This window comes from Lysinibacillus sp. RU7, from assembly GCF_057837305.1.
In genome coordinates this window covers 99,452-116,135 of the sequence record NZ_JBYQFK010000004.1, presented here as the reverse complement: position 1 = coordinate 116,135, position 16,684 = coordinate 99,452, and the positions used below count along the sequence as shown (strand labels likewise).

Annotated in this window: 14 protein-coding genes; 10 read left to right on the top strand and 4 right to left on the bottom strand. The window is 39.4% G+C overall.

Annotated elements, in window-relative coordinates; all coding sequences use genetic code 11:
• The first annotated feature begins 288 nt into the window (after nucleotides 1-288).
• The 9 genes from AC3II9_RS04555 to AC3II9_RS04515 all read left to right on the top strand — a co-directional run bounded on the left by AC3II9_RS04555 (nucleotide 289) and on the right by AC3II9_RS04515 (nucleotide 10,882).
• Entirely contained in the window at nucleotides 289-915 is a 627-nt protein-coding gene (locus AC3II9_RS04555; RefSeq protein WP_489153511.1) for a TetR/AcrR family transcriptional regulator, read from the top strand.
• Nucleotides 916-1,040: 125 nt separating this feature from the next.
• Nucleotides 1,041-3,359 (top strand): ABC transporter permease, encoded by a 2,319-nt coding sequence (locus AC3II9_RS04550; protein WP_489153509.1) that lies wholly within the window; start codon nucleotides 1,041-1,043, stop codon nucleotides 3,357-3,359.
• Nucleotides 3,360-3,364: 5 nt separating this feature from the next.
• Nucleotides 3,365-4,123 carry an ABC transporter ATP-binding protein gene (locus AC3II9_RS04545; RefSeq protein WP_489153507.1) on the top strand — a complete coding sequence of 253 codons (759 nt, stop codon included), beginning with the start codon at nucleotides 3,365-3,367 and terminating at the stop codon, nucleotides 4,121-4,123.
• A 261-nt stretch (nucleotides 4,124-4,384) separates the two neighbouring features.
• Nucleotides 4,385-4,969 (top strand): helix-turn-helix domain-containing protein, encoded by a 585-nt coding sequence (locus tag AC3II9_RS04540; protein WP_489153506.1) that lies wholly within the window; start codon nucleotides 4,385-4,387, stop codon nucleotides 4,967-4,969.
• Nucleotides 4,970-5,065: 96 nt separating this feature from the next.
• Nucleotides 5,066-5,287, top strand: a complete 222-nt coding sequence (locus tag AC3II9_RS04535) for a hypothetical protein (protein ID WP_489153504.1) — start codon at nucleotides 5,066-5,068, stop codon at nucleotides 5,285-5,287.
• Nucleotides 5,288-5,359: 72 nt separating this feature from the next.
• Nucleotides 5,360-5,560, top strand: coding sequence for a gamma-type small acid-soluble spore protein (locus AC3II9_RS04530; RefSeq protein WP_489153503.1), 201 nt, complete (start codon nucleotides 5,360-5,362; stop codon nucleotides 5,558-5,560).
• 304 nt (nucleotides 5,561-5,864) lie between these two features.
• Nucleotides 5,865-7,760 (top strand): PrkA family serine protein kinase, encoded by a 1,896-nt coding sequence (locus AC3II9_RS04525; protein ID WP_489153620.1) that lies wholly within the window; start codon nucleotides 5,865-5,867, stop codon nucleotides 7,758-7,760.
• A 527-nt stretch (nucleotides 7,761-8,287) separates the two neighbouring features.
• Entirely contained in the window at nucleotides 8,288-9,451 is a 1,164-nt protein-coding gene (yhbH, locus tag AC3II9_RS04520; RefSeq protein ID WP_489153501.1) for a sporulation protein YhbH, read from the top strand.
• A 24-nt stretch (nucleotides 9,452-9,475) separates the two neighbouring features.
• Nucleotides 9,476-10,882, top strand: coding sequence for a SpoVR family protein (locus AC3II9_RS04515; protein WP_489153499.1), 1,407 nt, complete (start codon nucleotides 9,476-9,478; stop codon nucleotides 10,880-10,882).
• A gap of 75 nt (nucleotides 10,883-10,957) precedes the next feature.
• Here the strand turns inward: AC3II9_RS04515 and AC3II9_RS04510 are convergent, their stop codons facing one another.
• From AC3II9_RS04510 to AC3II9_RS04495, 4 genes are all read right to left on the bottom strand, one after another.
• Nucleotides 10,958-11,674 carry a LutC/YkgG family protein gene (locus AC3II9_RS04510; protein ID WP_489153498.1) on the bottom strand — a complete coding sequence of 239 codons (717 nt, stop codon included), beginning with the start codon at nucleotides 11,672-11,674 and terminating at the stop codon, nucleotides 10,958-10,960.
• A 1-nt stretch (nucleotide 11,675) separates the two neighbouring features.
• The gene (locus AC3II9_RS04505) at nucleotides 11,676-13,100 is read right to left on the bottom strand and encodes a LutB/LldF family L-lactate oxidation iron-sulfur protein (RefSeq protein ID WP_489153496.1); all 1,425 of its coding nucleotides are present in this window, start codon (nucleotides 13,098-13,100) and stop codon (nucleotides 11,676-11,678) included.
• Between the two features lie 13 nt (nucleotides 13,101-13,113).
• Nucleotides 13,114-13,830 (bottom strand): (Fe-S)-binding protein, encoded by a 717-nt coding sequence (locus tag AC3II9_RS04500; RefSeq protein ID WP_489153494.1) that lies wholly within the window; start codon nucleotides 13,828-13,830, stop codon nucleotides 13,114-13,116.
• A 252-nt stretch (nucleotides 13,831-14,082) separates the two neighbouring features.
• Entirely contained in the window at nucleotides 14,083-14,799 is a 717-nt protein-coding gene (locus AC3II9_RS04495) for a FadR/GntR family transcriptional regulator (RefSeq protein ID WP_489153492.1), read from the bottom strand.
• A gap of 197 nt (nucleotides 14,800-14,996) precedes the next feature.
• Here AC3II9_RS04495 and AC3II9_RS04490 point away from each other — a divergent pair, with 197 nt between their 5' ends.
• The gene (locus AC3II9_RS04490; protein ID WP_489153490.1) at nucleotides 14,997-16,667 is read left to right on the top strand and encodes an L-lactate permease; all 1,671 of its coding nucleotides are present in this window, start codon (nucleotides 14,997-14,999) and stop codon (nucleotides 16,665-16,667) included.
• Nucleotides 16,668-16,684 lie beyond the last annotated feature (17 nt).

Genomic DNA, 16,684 nt, shown 5'->3' with positions numbered 1-16,684 from the left:
TGAGCTTTTTACTTTAAATCGACTATACCTGCTAAACAGTGACATAGTGAGAGGTTAATTTAATATGGCTTGAAACATAGAAAGCAGATGGGTAGAAGTTCAGTAGTGAATTTCTCATTACCCATCTGCTTTTATTATGTTAATTCGTTAAGTTACATAGAAAAAGGAAAGGAGAATCTAACGCCTCTCATAAATTTATTTTCCTTTAATTTGTAATTTATTCTTGAAAATTGAAATTGAGGTGTTATAATTTTACAGACAGGCAGTCGGTCTATAGGGGGAGTAGAAATGAGAAAAGAAGCAGGGGAACGCAGGAACGAAATTTTGGATGCGGCAGATGAGCTTTTTGGTCAGAAAGGCTTTGACGGAACAAGTACAAATGACATTCTCGAAAAGGTCGGAATTGCGCGGGGAACATTGTATCACCACTTCAAATCGAAGGAGGATATTATGGATGCACTAATTGAGCGGTATAGTATTCGTCTTTTAGAGACAGCGCAGAAAATTGCTGCAGACAAGAGTATACCTGTAGTTGATCGCATTATCCGTGTTGTAATGTCAATGAACATAAGTGGTGAAAGTAGTCAGGAAATTATGGAGCATATTCACAGACCGCAGAATGCACTTATGCATCAGAAAATACAGAAGGTCGTCATCAACGGCCTTACGCCGATATTGGCAGAAATCATCTATGAGGGCATTGAGCAAGGGCTATTCAACACACCATTCCCGTATGAATGTATGGAAATGGTTGTGACATATGCAAATACAATCTTTGATGATGATCTGGTTCAAATGACCAATGAGGAGCGTGCTACACGTATTCAGGCGTTTATTTTTAATGTAGAAAGGCTACTTGGTGTTGAAAGCGGGAATCTTATGTCAGTTATAAAGATGTTTGGTAGCAATGAATAATTAGAAAAAATCTTCAGTAGCGGAAAGTGATATTTCTCTTCTTATCATAAGAGTACTGATATGTGTAACCTAGGTAATTCTGTACAATGATAAATCGGTAAAAAGTTTGAAAACAGAGGTGACTTATGTATTTCAGGATAATCCGTAATGACATGTTAAAGAGCAAATTAATAACGCTAATCACAGTAATATTTGTCGCTATTTCAGCGATGCTCGTTTCGCTTGCGGCGATATTGATGGTTAATCTTTCAAGTGCGCTAGACACACTTATGATAAAAGCTAAAACGCCACATTTTATGCAAATGCATTCGGGTGAAATTGATACTGCACGACTTACATCTTTTGCAGAGCATAATAGTAATGTCGATGAATTTCAGATAGTAGAATTTCTCAATATAGATGGTGCGCAGATTATATTAGGTGAGAGTGCACTTGCGGGTAATGTTCAGGATAATGGCTTTAGCGTACAAAATAAAAAATTCGATTATCTGCTTGACCTTGAAGGGAACATCATAAATGTATCTGATGGAGAGCTTTATGTTCCAATAAGCTATATGAGAGATAACATGACAAATGTTGGTGACAAGGCAACAATAAGCGGGAAGGAATTTACCGTTGCGGGATTCCTCCGCGATTCGCAGATGAATTCCACACTCTCCGCTTCAAAGCGATTTCTTATTAGCGAAAATGATTACGAGGAAATAAAAAGCCGTGGAAGTATAGAGTATTTAATCGAGTTCAGATTAAAGGATTTCTCTAAGTTAGGTGCATTTGAAACGGCTTACGCTTCTGCAGGACTTGAAGCCAATGGACCAACAGTTACCTATAAACTGTTCAAAATGATGAACGCACTTTCAGATGGAATGATGATTGCCGTGATACTTCTTATAAGCGCACTGATCATTATAATCGCATTTATGTGCATACGCTTTACGCTTCTTGCGAAAATCGAAGACGACTACCTTGAAATTGGTGTTATGAAAGCAATAGGTTTACGTGTTTCCGATATCCAGAAGATTTACCTTGCGAAATATGCAGCGATTGCTGTGGTAGGTGGCATTCTCGGGTTTGGACTTTCCATCATGTTTAAAGGCATGCTTCTTGAAAATATACGGTTGTATATGGGGGGAAGTGAAAATTCTTCGTTTGCTGCAGCTTTAGGTATTATCAGCATACTGCTCGTACTATTTTTGATTCTCTTCTATGTAAACAGAGTACTGAAACGTTTTCGAAAAATATCGGCTGCAGAGGCAATACGTTTTGGTACTTCACAGGAAAAAAACATCGGTGCAAAGCGTTTTGTACTAAGCACAAACAGGTTGTTTAATACGAATATTTTTCTGGGGATTCAAGATGTTCTCGCAAGAAAAAGACTATATGCCACAATGCTTGCGGTGTTAGTGATTTCGGCATTTATACTGATTGTTCCTCAGAATCTATACAACACGATTTCCTCCAAAAGCTTTATCGGATATATGGGAGTCGGTAACTACGATATGCGGATTGACATTCAGCAGACGGATAATATTGCTGAAAAAGTCGCTGTAATTTCAAAGACGATCAGCAGTGACACGACCATTTCAAATTATACCGTTCTTACAACAAAAATATTCAAAGCAAAAATGGAAGACGGATCGGAGGAAAATATAAAAATTGAACTTGGCGATCATATGACATTTCCTATCGAATATTCAGACGGTAGAGCACCCGCCAAAGAAAATGAAATTGCGCTTTCAACTATGAATGCTGATGAAATGAACAAAAAGGTCGGCGATGCTCTTACGTTAGTAATAGAAGGAAAGGAGAAAGAGCTTACAGTGAGCGGAATATATTCTGATATTACCAACGGCGGTAAAACGGCAAAAGCTATATTTACCGACAAGTCGACAGATATTATGTGGAGCATTATCAGCGCTGAATTTTCAGATCCATCTCTTGTTGACAGAAAAGTCTCTGAGTATGCAGATCGGTTTAACTTCGCCAAAATTTCAGACGTTGATGAATTTGTTAAACAGACATTCGGTTCGACAATAAGTTCTGTTAAAATGGCTTCCTATGCTTCAGTTACGATTGCACTCATTATCACAGTGCTAGTGACACTATTATTTATGAAAATGCTCGTGGTAAAGGACAAATATTCCATTGCTGTAATGAAGGTGCTAGGTTTTACTAATAAAGATATCGCGGGGCAGTATATTTCACGGTCGCTATTCGTTCTAATTAGCGGAATTATTCTCGGCACGCTTCTCGCAAATACGCTAGGAGAGGTACTTGCAGGTGCAGTGATCTCCTCGTTTGGGGCATCGTCATTTAAGTTTACGGTCAATCCACTTTCGGCGTACCTATTTTCTCCACTGCTAATGATGTGTGCGGTACTTATCGCAACCATGCTTGGTACATCGGACGCCGGACGCATAAAAATTTCAGAAAGCATAAAGGAGTAGGGGATATGAGCAAGATTATTATCGGTGACCATATAGTAAAATCTTTCGGCGAGGGCAGTGAAAAGCATAATGTTCTCGACGGAGTGTCTGTTGAAATAAACGAGGGAGAGTTTGTTGCAGTGATGGGGCCTTCGGGATCGGGAAAATCGACGCTGATGTTTGTATTGAGCGGAACAGATTGTATTAATAGTGGAACAGTTAGTTTTGACAGCAAAGATTTATCGGAGATTCGGGAGGAGAAGCTTTCAGATATACGTCGAACAAAGATGGGATTTGTTTTTCAGCAGCCTACTATGTTGAAAAATCTGAATGTTCTAGATAATATTATTCTTCCATCGATGCGTGATAATAGAAAAAATGCTGCAAAAATTACGGAGAAAGCAAGAGCACTTATGAAAAGAGTAGGGATTGAGCAACTTGAAAAGCGTGATATTACACAAGTTTCAGGAGGGCAACTTCAGCGTGCGGGCATATGCCGAGCGCTTATGAACAATCCCAAAATTATCTTCGGTGACGAGCCTACAGGTGCCCTCAATTCAAAATCTGCGCAGGAGATTATGGCCTTATTTTCTGAAATTAATGCGGATGGTACGGCCATTATGCTTGTCACTCACGATGTAAAGGTTGCAGCGTGGACAGAACGAATTTTGTTTATGCGTGACGGAAAAATTGTAAGTGAGATGAAGCTTCCGAAGTTTGACGGTACGGATATGGATGACAGGGTCCAAAAAATAACAGTGAAAATGCTAGAAATAGGCATATGATTTATTGTTTCATAGTCATGAGTTTTACTAATAATAATTTAGATCTAATATCTCCTAAGTAGTTGTTTTCTTCTAAGAGGGTATAAAACATTGAAAACAGAAAACTTTACTCGTTGTGTAGGGTAGTATAATTAGCGTAATAATGTAAGAACGGATACCTGATTAAAGGGGATGCGTTCTTTTTTTATGTAGTACTCTACGGAGCGTTTGTTGTTGAAAAAGCGATTACGAACTATGATGAATGTATCAGGAGGTGAAGCGATGGATTGTAGCAAAATTGGCAACTTGATCTTAACGTTGCGAAAGGAAAAAGGGCTTACGCAAAAAGAATTGGCGGACCAAATGCATATTTCTGACCGTACCATTTCGAAATGGGAGCGCGGTCAAGGCTGCCCGGATATCTCGCTATTGCAGGATTTGTCTTCCCTCCTCGGTGTAAACATTGAAGAGATGTTAGATGGTGAACTTACCATCAACGATTTTGTAGGAGGAAATATGAAAAAATCAACATACTTTGTATGCTCGGCCTGCCATAATATTGTCTTATCTACAGGGAACGCCACGATCTCTTGCTGTGGCAGAAAGCTAGATGCGCTAGTACCGACCAAAGCGACAGACGAAGAAAAGCTGGAAATTTCAGTGGTTGAAGATGAGTGGTATATTTCAAGTAACCATCCGATGAACAAAGACCATTATATTTCATTTATTGCTTTTGCTACAGGAGAGCAAGTGCAGATGATCAAACAGTATCCAGAATGGGCATTGCAAACACGTATTCCGAAACGTAAACATGGAAAGCTGCTATGGTATTGCACACAACACGGATTATTTTATCAGTTGATTTAAGAAATGATATATTCATCTGTGATAATCCTCATTATATTTCCCCATCAATCAGGAGAATATAACGATAATACCTGATACCTGAGGAGCTAAAAGCATATGAAGGAATTTAAAGTCACCTATTTTTTCGATGAAAACCATTATATTCGACGCTTCATTCATATGGAATCCCAAGAACAAGCAGAGGAGCTGATTCGAAGTGAGCGCGATCAGTATATTTCATTTACCGATAGTCGAGGCATGTATCACGAGTTGCACATGAGACATGTAAGGGTTGTGCAAATTTCGGAATATCATCGCATCGACAAAAGTAAAAAATAATTTCACGCACATTCAGTCATAATAATCCTTCTTTGAGGAAACATAAAAGCAAACAATCAAGGAGGTTTATGCATGACCAATAATAGCAATAATAAATTTACTTCTTCTGGGACAAATATAGACGACGTCAAACGAAAAAATGCGGCTTCGGGTTTATCGTACAATCAAATAAAACGAATGCTTGTGCAAGTAGATGGATACGATACAACGAATAATGAGGAAATCGCAAAGGAATTTTATCACGAAAAGAACCCATCCAATAAAAATAAATAAAAAAGAACGGAGAGATGCTACGGTGCATCTCTCCATTTTCTATTTGTAAGGATATGAGACAATGTTACATATAAAGAAATGAAAATATTTTAGTGAAAGCATATGCCTTGGGACATAGCGATCCCTTTTGCGTTCACTTCACATTCAATAAGATTTGTCGGGACTCAGCAGGCGCTTACGTCCAATACCATAAAAATAATGAAAAATACATCAGCAATATTTAAAGGAATCCAAAAGTATTAGGTATCATCATTTGTCTTGTTTCATACTATGTTAAAAACATGCCCTGAATGGAGGGATGGTCATCGACATTTTAAATAAAGTCAGGGGCTACCGTGAAGAAGAGGATAGGTTGAAGTGGGAAGGTACATTTGCTGAGTATTTAGAAATTGTAAGGGAAAGACCAGAAGTGGCTCAAACAGCGCATTCGCGCGTGTACCACATGATTAAAAGTGCTGGTGTAGAGGAAAGAAATGGACACAAAATGTACCAGTTTTTCGGTCAAGAAATATTTGGGCTTGAAACAGCACTGGAGCGACTAGTGGAGGAATATTTCCACCCAGCAGCTAGAAGATTAGATGTTCGAAAGCGAATATTATTATTAATGGGACCAGTAAGTGGTGGTAAATCCACGATTGTGACCATGTTAAAAAGGGGACTTGAGCAATATTCCCGCACGGATGAAGGTGCCGTTTACGCAATAAAAGGATGCCCAATGTTTGAGGATCCACTTCATCTCATTCCACACCATTTACGTGATGATTTTTATGAAGAGTATGGCATTCGAATCGAAGGGAGCTTATCACCATTAAATACAATGCGTCTAGAAAAGGAATATGATGGACGTATTGAAAACGTAATGGTAGAGCGTATTTTCTTCTCAGAAGACAAACGGGTTGGGATTGGTACATTTACGCCGTCTGATCCGAAATCACAAGACATTGCCGATTTAACAGGCAGTATTGATTTTTCAACGATTGCTGAGTTTGGTTCAGAGTCTGACCCGCGCGCGTATCGCTTTGATGGGGAATTGAACAAAGCGAATCGCGGTATGATGGAATTCCAGGAAATTTTAAAACTGGATGAAAAGTTTTTATGGCATTTATTATCGTTGACGCAAGAAGGAAATTTTAAAGCAGGCCGATTTGCGTTAATTAGCGCGGATGAATTAATTGTGGCCCATACGAATGAGACGGAATACCGGTCTTTTATTGCAAATAAGAAAAATGAAGCACTCCACTCCCGGATTATCGTGATGCCGATTCCTTATAATTTGAAGGTGAGTGAGGAAGAGCGCATCTATAAAAAAATGATTAGAAATAGCGACATGGCAGACGTGCATATTGCACCGCATGCTTTAAAGGCTGCTGCTATTTTCTCGATTTTGACAAGGCTAGAAGTCCCGAAAAAACAAGGCATCGATCTTGTGAAGAAAATGCGTTTGTATGACGGCGAAAGTGTAGAAGGGTATAATGCAGTGGACGTAGAGGAGCTAAAAAAAGAATATTCATCTGAAGGTATGAACGGTATCGATCCACGTTATATTATTAATCGAATTTCTTCTGCTATTATCCGGAAAGAAGTACCGTCCATTAACGCGTTAGATGTTTTACGTTCATTGAAGGATGGACTAGATCAACATCCTTCGATTTCAGAAGAAGAACGAAAAAAATATATGAACTACATCGCGGTAGCGCGAAAAGAATACGATGAAATTGCGAAAAATGAAGTGCAAAAGGCATTTGTGTATTCATATGAAGAATCCGCAAAAACACTCATGAATAATTATCTTGATAACGTCGAAGCATATTGCAATAAAAATCGACTGCGAGATCCGTTAACAGGAGAGGAAATGAATCCTGACGAAAAATTAATGCGTTCGATTGAAGAACAAATAGGCGTATCAGAAAATGCGAAAAAGGCATTTCGTGAAGAAATTTTAATTCGTCTTTCAGCGTTTGCGCGAAAGGGGAAACGGTTCGACTACGATTCGCATGAAAGATTACGAGAGGCCATTCAAAAGAAAATGTTTGCTGATTTAAAAGATATAGTGAAGATTACAACTTCAACGAAAACACCGGATGAATCGCAACTGAAAAAGATGAATGAAGTCATTGCTACATTAATCGATGAGCATGGCTACAATTCAACTTCCGCAAACGAATTACTACAATACGTAGGCAGCCTCTTAAATCGTTAAACTTTTGAACGGAGTGTCCAATGCTTTTTGGGCGCTCTTTTTTCTTACCCAAATTATGTACAAAAACTTTCAACACAGTCATAACATATAAAAAGTCAGGTGTGTTGATTATCAAAATATTTCCTGTATAGAAGCGTGTTTCTTTAGCAAAAACGTAATAAAAAATGACTTGCCAGTTGATTGCAGCGGAATCGGCGAGACTCCTACGGGAATAGCAATAAAGGAACGAAGGCTAAAATCGTCACGTCCTGTGACAACGCCTTCGTGACCAACGTCGTGTTGGCCCGAAGACCCCGCAGGAAATTTATTTGCGACGAAAGCGTAGCGACAGGAGCAGTGAGGTACGAGCGACGAGGAGGCTGAAGCCATGCCCGTGGAAAGCGAGCCGAATGGAGCGGAAATCAACGTTTCACACGATTACATTAACAATAAAAGGTAAATCAACACGTTTGATAAAAAGTGAATGTTGTTCGCTTTGTGAAGCCCCTGGCAGATGTCAAACAATGAAAAGATGGAGGAGGATGAAAATGAGTGAAAATCAGCATAACCGATTTGTCGTTTCAAAAGAAAACTGGTCACTCCATCGCAAAGGCCATCAAGACCAACAACGCCATATGGAGAAAGTAAAAGAAGCGCTAAAAAATAATTTGCCTGATTTAATCACTGAAGAAAGCATTGTCATGTCGAATGGTCGTGAGGTTTTGAAAATTCCGATCCGGTCATTAGATGAATATAAAATTCGTTACAACAATGATAAATCCAAGCACGTTGGTCAAGGGAAAGGCGATAGTAAAGTCGGTGATGTAGTAGCACGAGATGGAAGCCCGTCACAGCAAGGAGCGGGGAAAGGGAAGGAAGCAGGCGATAAGCCGGGAGAAGATTACTATGAGGCAGAAGTAACGTTTGAAGAAGTAGAGAACATGTTATTTAAGGAATTAGAGTTGCCGAATTTAGAGCAAAAAGAAATGGCAGATATTACGACCGATAAAATTGAGTTTAACGATATTCGCAAAAAAGGGCTAATGGGGAATATCGATAAGAAACGCACGATTCTTTCTGCTATTAAACGTAATGCGATTAAAGGAAAGGCAGCGATTAGCCCTATTCATAATGATGACTTACGATTTAAAACATGGGATGAAGCCGTGAAACCAGAATCAAGGGCAGTCGTGCTTGCGATGATGGATACAAGTGGTTCCATGGGCTATTTTGAAAAATATTGTGCAAGAAGCTTCTTCTTTTGGATGACCCGATTTTTACGTTCGAAATATGAAACCGTTGAAATTGAATTTATTGCCCATCATACAGAGGCAAAAGTGGTAACAGAGGAGGAATTTTTCACGAAAGGAGAAAGTGGTGGAACAATCTGTTCATCTGCTTACGCAAAAGCATTAGAACTCATTCAAGCGAAATATAGCCCGGTAAAATACAATATTTACCCAGTCCATTTTTCGGACGGAGAGAATGTGTCAGCAGACAATGAGAAATGTATTAAATTAGTACAGGAGTTAATGGGGGTTTCTAGAATGTTCGGCTACGGGGAAGTGAATCCTCATGGCAGATATTCTACACTAATGTCCACTTATAAAAGAATCGATAACCCGAAATTCCTTCATTATGTTTTGAAACAAAAAAGTGATGTGTATAAAGCATTAAAAACATTTTTCAAAAAGGAAGATGCTTTCGTTTGATTAGAAAGTCTAAGGGGGATGTAGATGGAAAAAGAACTACACCGAGCCATCGATGAAATAACAGAAATTGCGGCTGGCTTTGGACTTGATTTTTATCCAATGCATTATGAAATTTGTCCAGCAGATATTATTTATACGATCGGGGCATATGGCATGCCTACGCGATATACACATTGGAGCTTTGGTAAACAGTTTTATAAGATGAAACTGCAATATGATTTAGGCTTAAGTCAAATATATGAGCTTGTTATTAATTCCAATCCTTGTTATGCATTTTTGCTCGATACGAATTCATTAATCCAAAACAAATTAATTATCGCTCATGTATTAGCCCATTGTGATTTTTTCAAAAATAATGTTCGATTTTCGAATACAAGACGGGATATGGTCGAAAGTATGTCCGCAACAGCAGACAGAATCGCCCATTACGAACTACAGTATGGGAAAGAGGAGGTCGAAAAGTTTTTAGATGCTGTATTATCCATCCAAGAGCATATCGATCCATCGATTTTAAGACCGAAGCAGTTAATTGAGAATTATGATTTAGAAGTAGAAGACGAAGAAGTAGCGGCTCAAAAAACATCGTATGATGACCTTTGGAATTTAGATAATGAAGGACCAAAAGAAGATGTACCGAAGCGAAAGCGAAAACCATTCCCGCCGAAGCCTGAAAAGGATTTATTGCTATTTATTGAACAATTCAGTCGGGAATTGGAAGATTGGCAGCGAGATATTTTAACGATGATGCGAGAAGAAATGCTGTATTTTTGGCCACAGTTAGAAACTAAAATTATGAATGAAGGCTGGGCATCCTTTTGGCATCAGCGCATACTGCGAGAGTTAGATTTAACGACAGCTGAAACGATTGAATTTGCCAAATTAAATGCAGGTGTTGTGCAACCATCGAAGACAACAATTAATCCGTATTATTTAGGACTGAAAATTTTTGAAGATATTGAGAACAGGTACAATCATCCGACAGAGGAAATGCGAAAGGCAGGGGTTTTACCAAACTCTGGTCGAGAGAAAATTTTCGAGGTACGCGAAATTGAATCGGACATTTCTTTTATTCGTAACTATTTAAAAAAGGAACTAGTAGAGCAAGAAGATCTTTATTTATTTGAGAAGAAGGGCAATGAATATCGTATTACAGATAAAGACTATGAAAATGTCCGCGATCAACTTGTTTCCATGCGTGTGAATGGTGGTTTCCCTTATATTGTGGTAGAGGATGGCGATTACAAAAGAAGCGGCGAACTCTATTTAAAGCACGGTTATGAAGGAACCGAGCTAGACCCAAAATATTTAGAGCATGTGTTACCGTATATTTATCAACTATGGGGACGCCCTGTTCATTTAGAAACGTGTGTAGAAAATAAACAAACGATTTACTCCTATGACGGGAAGAAAAGCTCGCGTAGTGTAAAATAAAATAAACAAACGAAGGGGCGTCCAAGAAGTTATTCCTGAACGCCTCTTTTCTATTATTGACAGTAGCATACTTCTTTACTGATCTTCTATAACAATATAGGTCATTTTCACTGGTCCGTGAACTCCTACTACAAGGATCATTTCGATATCTGCTGAGTTACTTGGTCCTGTAATGAAATTTACACATGAAGCGACTTGTTCACCATTTTCAATCATGTCATGTATCTTTTTAGCCGCTTGTGTCATACGCGGTACGATTGTGCTTTTAGGTATCAGTATAATGGAGTTTTCAGGTAAGAAGCTAACAGAACGGCCACGATGTTTCCCGCTATATAAAACGGCCGTACCCGATTCGGCAAGCGTCATTTCACTAATCGTCATGCCCACTTTCGCCTGCTCAGCAAATCGGATGTTGTCAACCCCAGCCTCTTCATGCCAATAATGAAGTTGGATATTTTCACTTGGCCATTGCTCATGCATGAGTGTGTCTAGTCCAAATGTTTGAAAACGCTCATCTTGCCATGCGACAACGGGTCCTACGCCGTATGATTTGACAACGTCGTTCACGACAGTAGGTAATGTATGTGAATTTGTCACAATTATATTCGTATGAATGTTTTTACATTGTTCAATTAATACTTCTAACAGCTCATCTTGACTTAAGCCCGCTAGCACTTGATGTTGCGGCTCGTATTGCCACGTAGGTTTTGTGATAGTCGTCAAACGTTCACGACCAAGTTTACTCGCAATGTTTGTTAAAAACTGATCGCGATTGTGAATCGTTCCACTCATGTTATTTGCCTCCCTTCGTGCGCTCTTTCATCCATTGGCGGAAGTTTTCTTTATTCGGGGCAGGGAAGTCACGTTCCTCTGTCCAAGCTTTTAATGGTCCTGGCCCGTTTGTAATTTTATCGCCTTTTGTAAAAGGAGACATCACAGGTTTCGCTATTTTATTTGCTAAGCCATATAATCCTGAAGATGTACTACCAAAACCAAATGCTTTCATCATCATTTTTTCGGAGAAAGGTGCTCGTCCTTCCTGCTCCACAATGACTTGACGGTGTTTATGGAGCAATTGGTGGAGTGGAATTTTCACCGGGCAAGCGTCTGTACAAGCACCACATAAGGTAGACGCGTATGGTAATTCTTTATAATCGTCATAGCCACCTAAAAGAGGCGAAAGTACGGCGCCTACTGGACCTGAATAAATCGAGCCATATGTATGCCCCCCAACATGACGGTACACAGGGCAAACATTGACACAGGCAGCACAGCGAATACATTGTAAAATTGATTGGAACTCGCTACCTAAAATATCTGAGCGACCATTATCGACAATGACTAAATGGAATTCTTCTGGTCCATCTGAATCCCCTTCATCGCGCACACCTGTTAATGTTGTAATATAGCTTGTCAGCTTTTGTCCAACCGCACTCCGAGTCAGTAAGCTCACGAGCACTTCCATTTCTTGAAACGTTGGTACGATACGCTCCATTCCCATGACGGTAATTTGCGTTTTCGGTAAGGCAGCGACTAAATCTGCATTTCCTTCATTCGTTACAAGTGTAATGGAACCACTTTCGGCGATGGCAAAGTTACAGCCCGTAACGCCGATATCGGCTGTTAAATATTCTTGGCGTAATTTTTCTCGTGCATGAAGCGCCAGTTCTTCCGGCTTGGATGTTTTATCATAGCCTTGTTTCTCTTTAAATACATCGCGAATTTGTTCTTTATTTTTATGCAGTGCAGGTACAACGATATGAGAAGGTGGCTCATGATCATCTACTTGTAAAATATACTCACCGAGGTCTGTTTCAATCACTTCACAACCGATTGCCTCGAGCGCTGCATTCATATGAATTTCTTCTGTCACCATCGATTTGGATTTGACAACTTTCTTCGCTTGTTTCTCTTTCGCTACTTGTTGAATATAGTGAGATGCTTCTTCAGCGGTTTGCGCAAAAAATACATGACCACCACGCTTCACTACATTTTCACTAAGCTGATGTAAATAATAATCTAAATGATTGAGTACGTGCTGGCGAATTTCTTCACCGTGTGAACGCCATTCCTCCCAGTTTCCGAGGGTTTCAGCGGCTGCTAGACGCCGTGTTTGGAAACGTTCCTGTGCAGCTGATACGGCACCACGCATAAACGTATCAGATAAATTATCTGTCACACGTTCTTTAAATTGTTTATCACTCGTTTTCATCGACATTGCCAATCCCCCCTTAGCGAGTATTTAATACTTCTGCAATATGCATTACTTTAATAGGTTTCCCTTCACGACCGATACGCCCACGGATATTAATCAGGCATCCTGCATCTGCCCCAATTAAATAATTCGCCCCTGTCGATTCGACATCTTGTACTTTCTCATCAACCATTTGTCCAGAAATGTTCCCCATTTTCACAGAAAATGTTCCGCCGAATCCACAACAACGGTCCTTACCTGGTAACTCAACAAAAGTTAAGCCTTCCACATTTTTTAACAATGTCAACGGCGCATCTTTCACACCTAATAGTCTTGTCATATGACATGAGCAGTGATACGTTGCCGTCCCATTTAATTTCGCTCCGACATGTTCCACTTTTAAAACGTTAACGATAAAATCCGTTAACTCATATGTTTTATTTGCAAGTGCTTGTGCTTTTGGTGCCCAAATTGGATCCCCTTTAAAAATTTCTGGATACTCTTTCAACATATAAGCACAAGAACCTGAAGGCGAAACGATATATTCCGCATGCTCAAATGCAGTAATCATTTTTTTCATCGCATTCTTCGTTTCTTCTACATAACCGCTATTGTATGATGGCTGCCCGCAACAAATTTGATTTTCTGGAAAATCAATTTCACACCCTAAACGTTCAAGCAATTCGACAGTTGCTTTTCCGACATTCCCTTGGAACATATCGACTAAACATGTAGCAAAAAGAGTAACTTTCAAAGTTTCCACCCCTTATTATATTTGTATAATTCAACAGGTCATCTGATGACTTGGATATTTAATAAGTATATTACTACAGAGGTCAACAAAAAAGAAAGCACTTTAGGCGAAATTTTCAAAAAAATGTTTGGAAAAAGGGAACGTATGGAGTTAGTGAGACAAAGAAGAGGTCGAGTAGACAGGCTAAAGTTCTGTTCATTGATAACGTAAAAGGGTGCATCCACTTTATGGACACACCCATCTTAAAATGTCTTAACCGTGAGTTGATTCGAAATATTGCATTAAAATAGCACGAACATTTTCTAAATGTAAATCCATACATTGCTCTGCTAATAATTCATTGCCCTCTTTAATTGCAAGGTAAATGTTCATATGTTCTTCAAATAGTTGCTCACTCGTTGCAATTTTCGAATATAGCCAAATGCGGCGAGTTTCACGCATCGTTTCAATCATCGTTTCAGAAACTTGGTTGAGTAAATTGACGAGCATTGGGTTTTGGGATGCTTTTGCAATAGCGGAGTGGAATTGAAAATCTGTTTTTTCACCGAGTTCTTCATTACCATGAGCCTGTTTCATTTGTTCTAAAATAACTTCTAACGTAGCTATATCTTCTTCATTGCGATTTTTAGCAGCATAGCCAGCCGTCCCAACTTCAAGGATTTTCCGCACTTCCAGTAAATGTTCGATGTCTTGTTTCGTCAGTTGAGGAGCGTATGGAAAAACAATTTCTTGTTTTGGTGTTTCTTTCACAAATGTACCAGACCCTTGCTTAATTTCAATTAGTCCCATCGCCTTCAAAGCGGAAAGTGCTTCTCGAACGGCCGGTCGACTCACCTGTAATTGTTCTGCCAGCTGTTCAACGGACTCTAGCCGATCTCCGGGCTTTAATTCTCCTGAACGAATAGAGTGTAGTAGGATCTCCGTTATTTCCTCGTAAATCTTTTTCGTTTTAATTTTTTTATATGCCAAAGGTTACACCTCTTTATTATTCACATTGTTTTCATTATACATGAAGTTGCTTTTGAAATTTGAAAATAAAAATTTTTTCAAAAAAGTTATTGAATGTTTAGAATTTAATAATTATAATCAAAAACATCAAATCATCTGATGACCTAATGATAGCGAGTCGTCAGATGGAAGGCAATGTATAAAAGAGGGGGAGAATAATGTTCACACAAGATTTTACTGCTGTAGGAGGGAGCCTTCGGTGGTCGGCCCTTATTGCGATTATTCCAATCTTATATTTCTTTTGGACTTTAGCTATCAAAAAGATGAAAGGACATATCGCTGGTTTTACGACGCTACTCGTTTCGTTAATATTAGCTGTAATCGCTTACAAAATGCCGGTCGAAACAGCAGTTATGTCTGCCACGCAAGGCGCTGTATACGGTTTATTGCCAATTGGTTGGATTATTGTAACGTCGGTTTTTGTATATAACATTACCGTGAAAACAGGACAATTTGATATTATTCGTTCTTCCGTCTTATCCATCACGGAAGATAGACGGATTCAAGCGTTATTAGTAGCGTTTTCATTCGGCGCATTTTTAGAAGGAGCGGCAGGATTTGGCGCACCGGTAGCCATCTCAGCAGCGTTGCTCGTTGGTTTAGGATTTAATCCGTTATATGCGGCAGGTCTGTGCTTAATTGCTAATACAGCTCCAGTAGCATTTGGGGCAATCGGCATACCAATTACTGCGATGGAAGGCCCGACTGGTGTTGCAGCGATGGAAATATCGAAAATGGTTGGTCGACAATTACCATTTTTAGCTGTCATGATTCCATTCGTTTTAGTCGTCATTATGGCTGGTTTTAAAAAAGCTTGGGAAGTGATGCCTGCTATTTTAGTTTCTGGTATCACATTCGCCGTAACGCAATATTTGAGCTCAAACTTCTTAGGTCCTGAATTGCCTGATGTATTATCGGCATTAGTTTCTTTACTAGCTCTCGCATTATTTATGAAAGTATGGCAGCCAAAAACCATTTATCGTTTTAAATCAGATGATGAACAAGAAATGGTTACAGAACAACGAACATATACAGGTGGACAAGTAGCAAAAGCTTGGTCTCCCTTCATCGTATTAACTGTATTCATCTCTTTATGGGGGATCCCTACGATTAAGAAGGCGTTAATCGGTTCATATGAAGGATCGAATGTTATTTTGCAAAGTGTCAATAAACTAGGCAGCTGGTTAACGTATTATCCAGAAGTACCGTTTTTACATAACCAAGTCATGAATGGCGCTACGGGCGAGCCGATTGCAGCGTTTTATAAACTGGAAATTTTAGGTGCTGCGGGTACGGCGATTTTACTTGCTGCCATTGTAACCAAGTTTATTTTTGCCGTGAAGTGGGGCGATTTCTTCCGCATTTTGGCTAGTACAGTCAATGAAATTAAATACCCTTTACTGACAATTTGCTGTGTCGTTGCGTATTCATATGTGACAAATGCGGCTGGGATGATGACAACTTTAGGGTTAGTGTTAGCGAAAACAGGGGCACTATTCCCATTCTTCTCGCCAGTGCTGGGGTGGTTAGGGGTATTTATTACAGGTTCTGATACTTCATCAAACGTCTTATTTGCTAAGTTGCAGCAAGTAACTGCAGAATCTGTTGGCATGGATCCAGTACTCGCACTTGCAGCCAACTCATCTGGTGGGGTAACAGGGAAAATGATTTCACCGCAATCTATCGCTGTAGCAGCTGCTGCTGTAGGTTTAGTAGGGCGTGAATCAGAATTACTACGCTTCGCATTAAAATATAGTATTTGGTTACTGCTGGCGATTTGTGTGCTGACGTTTTTACAAAGCAATATATTATCATTCATGATTCCATAAATACGGAGGGGAAGAAA

Coding starts and splice junctions, on each gene's coding strand:
- AC3II9_RS04545 (WP_489153507.1), top strand. CDS start 3,365: ATGAGCAAGATTATTATCGGTGACCATATAGTAAAATCTTTCGGCGAG.
- AC3II9_RS04550 (WP_489153509.1), top strand. CDS start 1,041: ATGTATTTCAGGATAATCCGTAATGACATGTTAAAGAGCAAATTAATA.
- AC3II9_RS04490 (WP_489153490.1), top strand. CDS start 14,997: ATGTTCACACAAGATTTTACTGCTGTAGGAGGGAGCCTTCGGTGGTCG.
- AC3II9_RS04505 (WP_489153496.1), bottom strand. CDS start 13,100: ATGTCGATGAAAACGAGTGATAAACAATTTAAAGAACGTGTGACAGAT.
- AC3II9_RS04515 (WP_489153499.1), top strand. CDS start 9,476: ATGGAAAAAGAACTACACCGAGCCATCGATGAAATAACAGAAATTGCG.
- yhbH (WP_489153501.1), top strand. CDS start 8,288: ATGAGTGAAAATCAGCATAACCGATTTGTCGTTTCAAAAGAAAACTGG.
- AC3II9_RS04535 (WP_489153504.1), top strand. CDS start 5,066: ATGAAGGAATTTAAAGTCACCTATTTTTTCGATGAAAACCATTATATT.
- AC3II9_RS04530 (WP_489153503.1), top strand. CDS start 5,360: ATGACCAATAATAGCAATAATAAATTTACTTCTTCTGGGACAAATATA.
- AC3II9_RS04510 (WP_489153498.1), bottom strand. CDS start 11,674: ATGAGTGGAACGATTCACAATCGCGATCAGTTTTTAACAAACATTGCG.
- AC3II9_RS04540 (WP_489153506.1), top strand. CDS start 4,385: ATGGATTGTAGCAAAATTGGCAACTTGATCTTAACGTTGCGAAAGGAA.
- AC3II9_RS04555 (WP_489153511.1), top strand. CDS start 289: ATGAGAAAAGAAGCAGGGGAACGCAGGAACGAAATTTTGGATGCGGCA.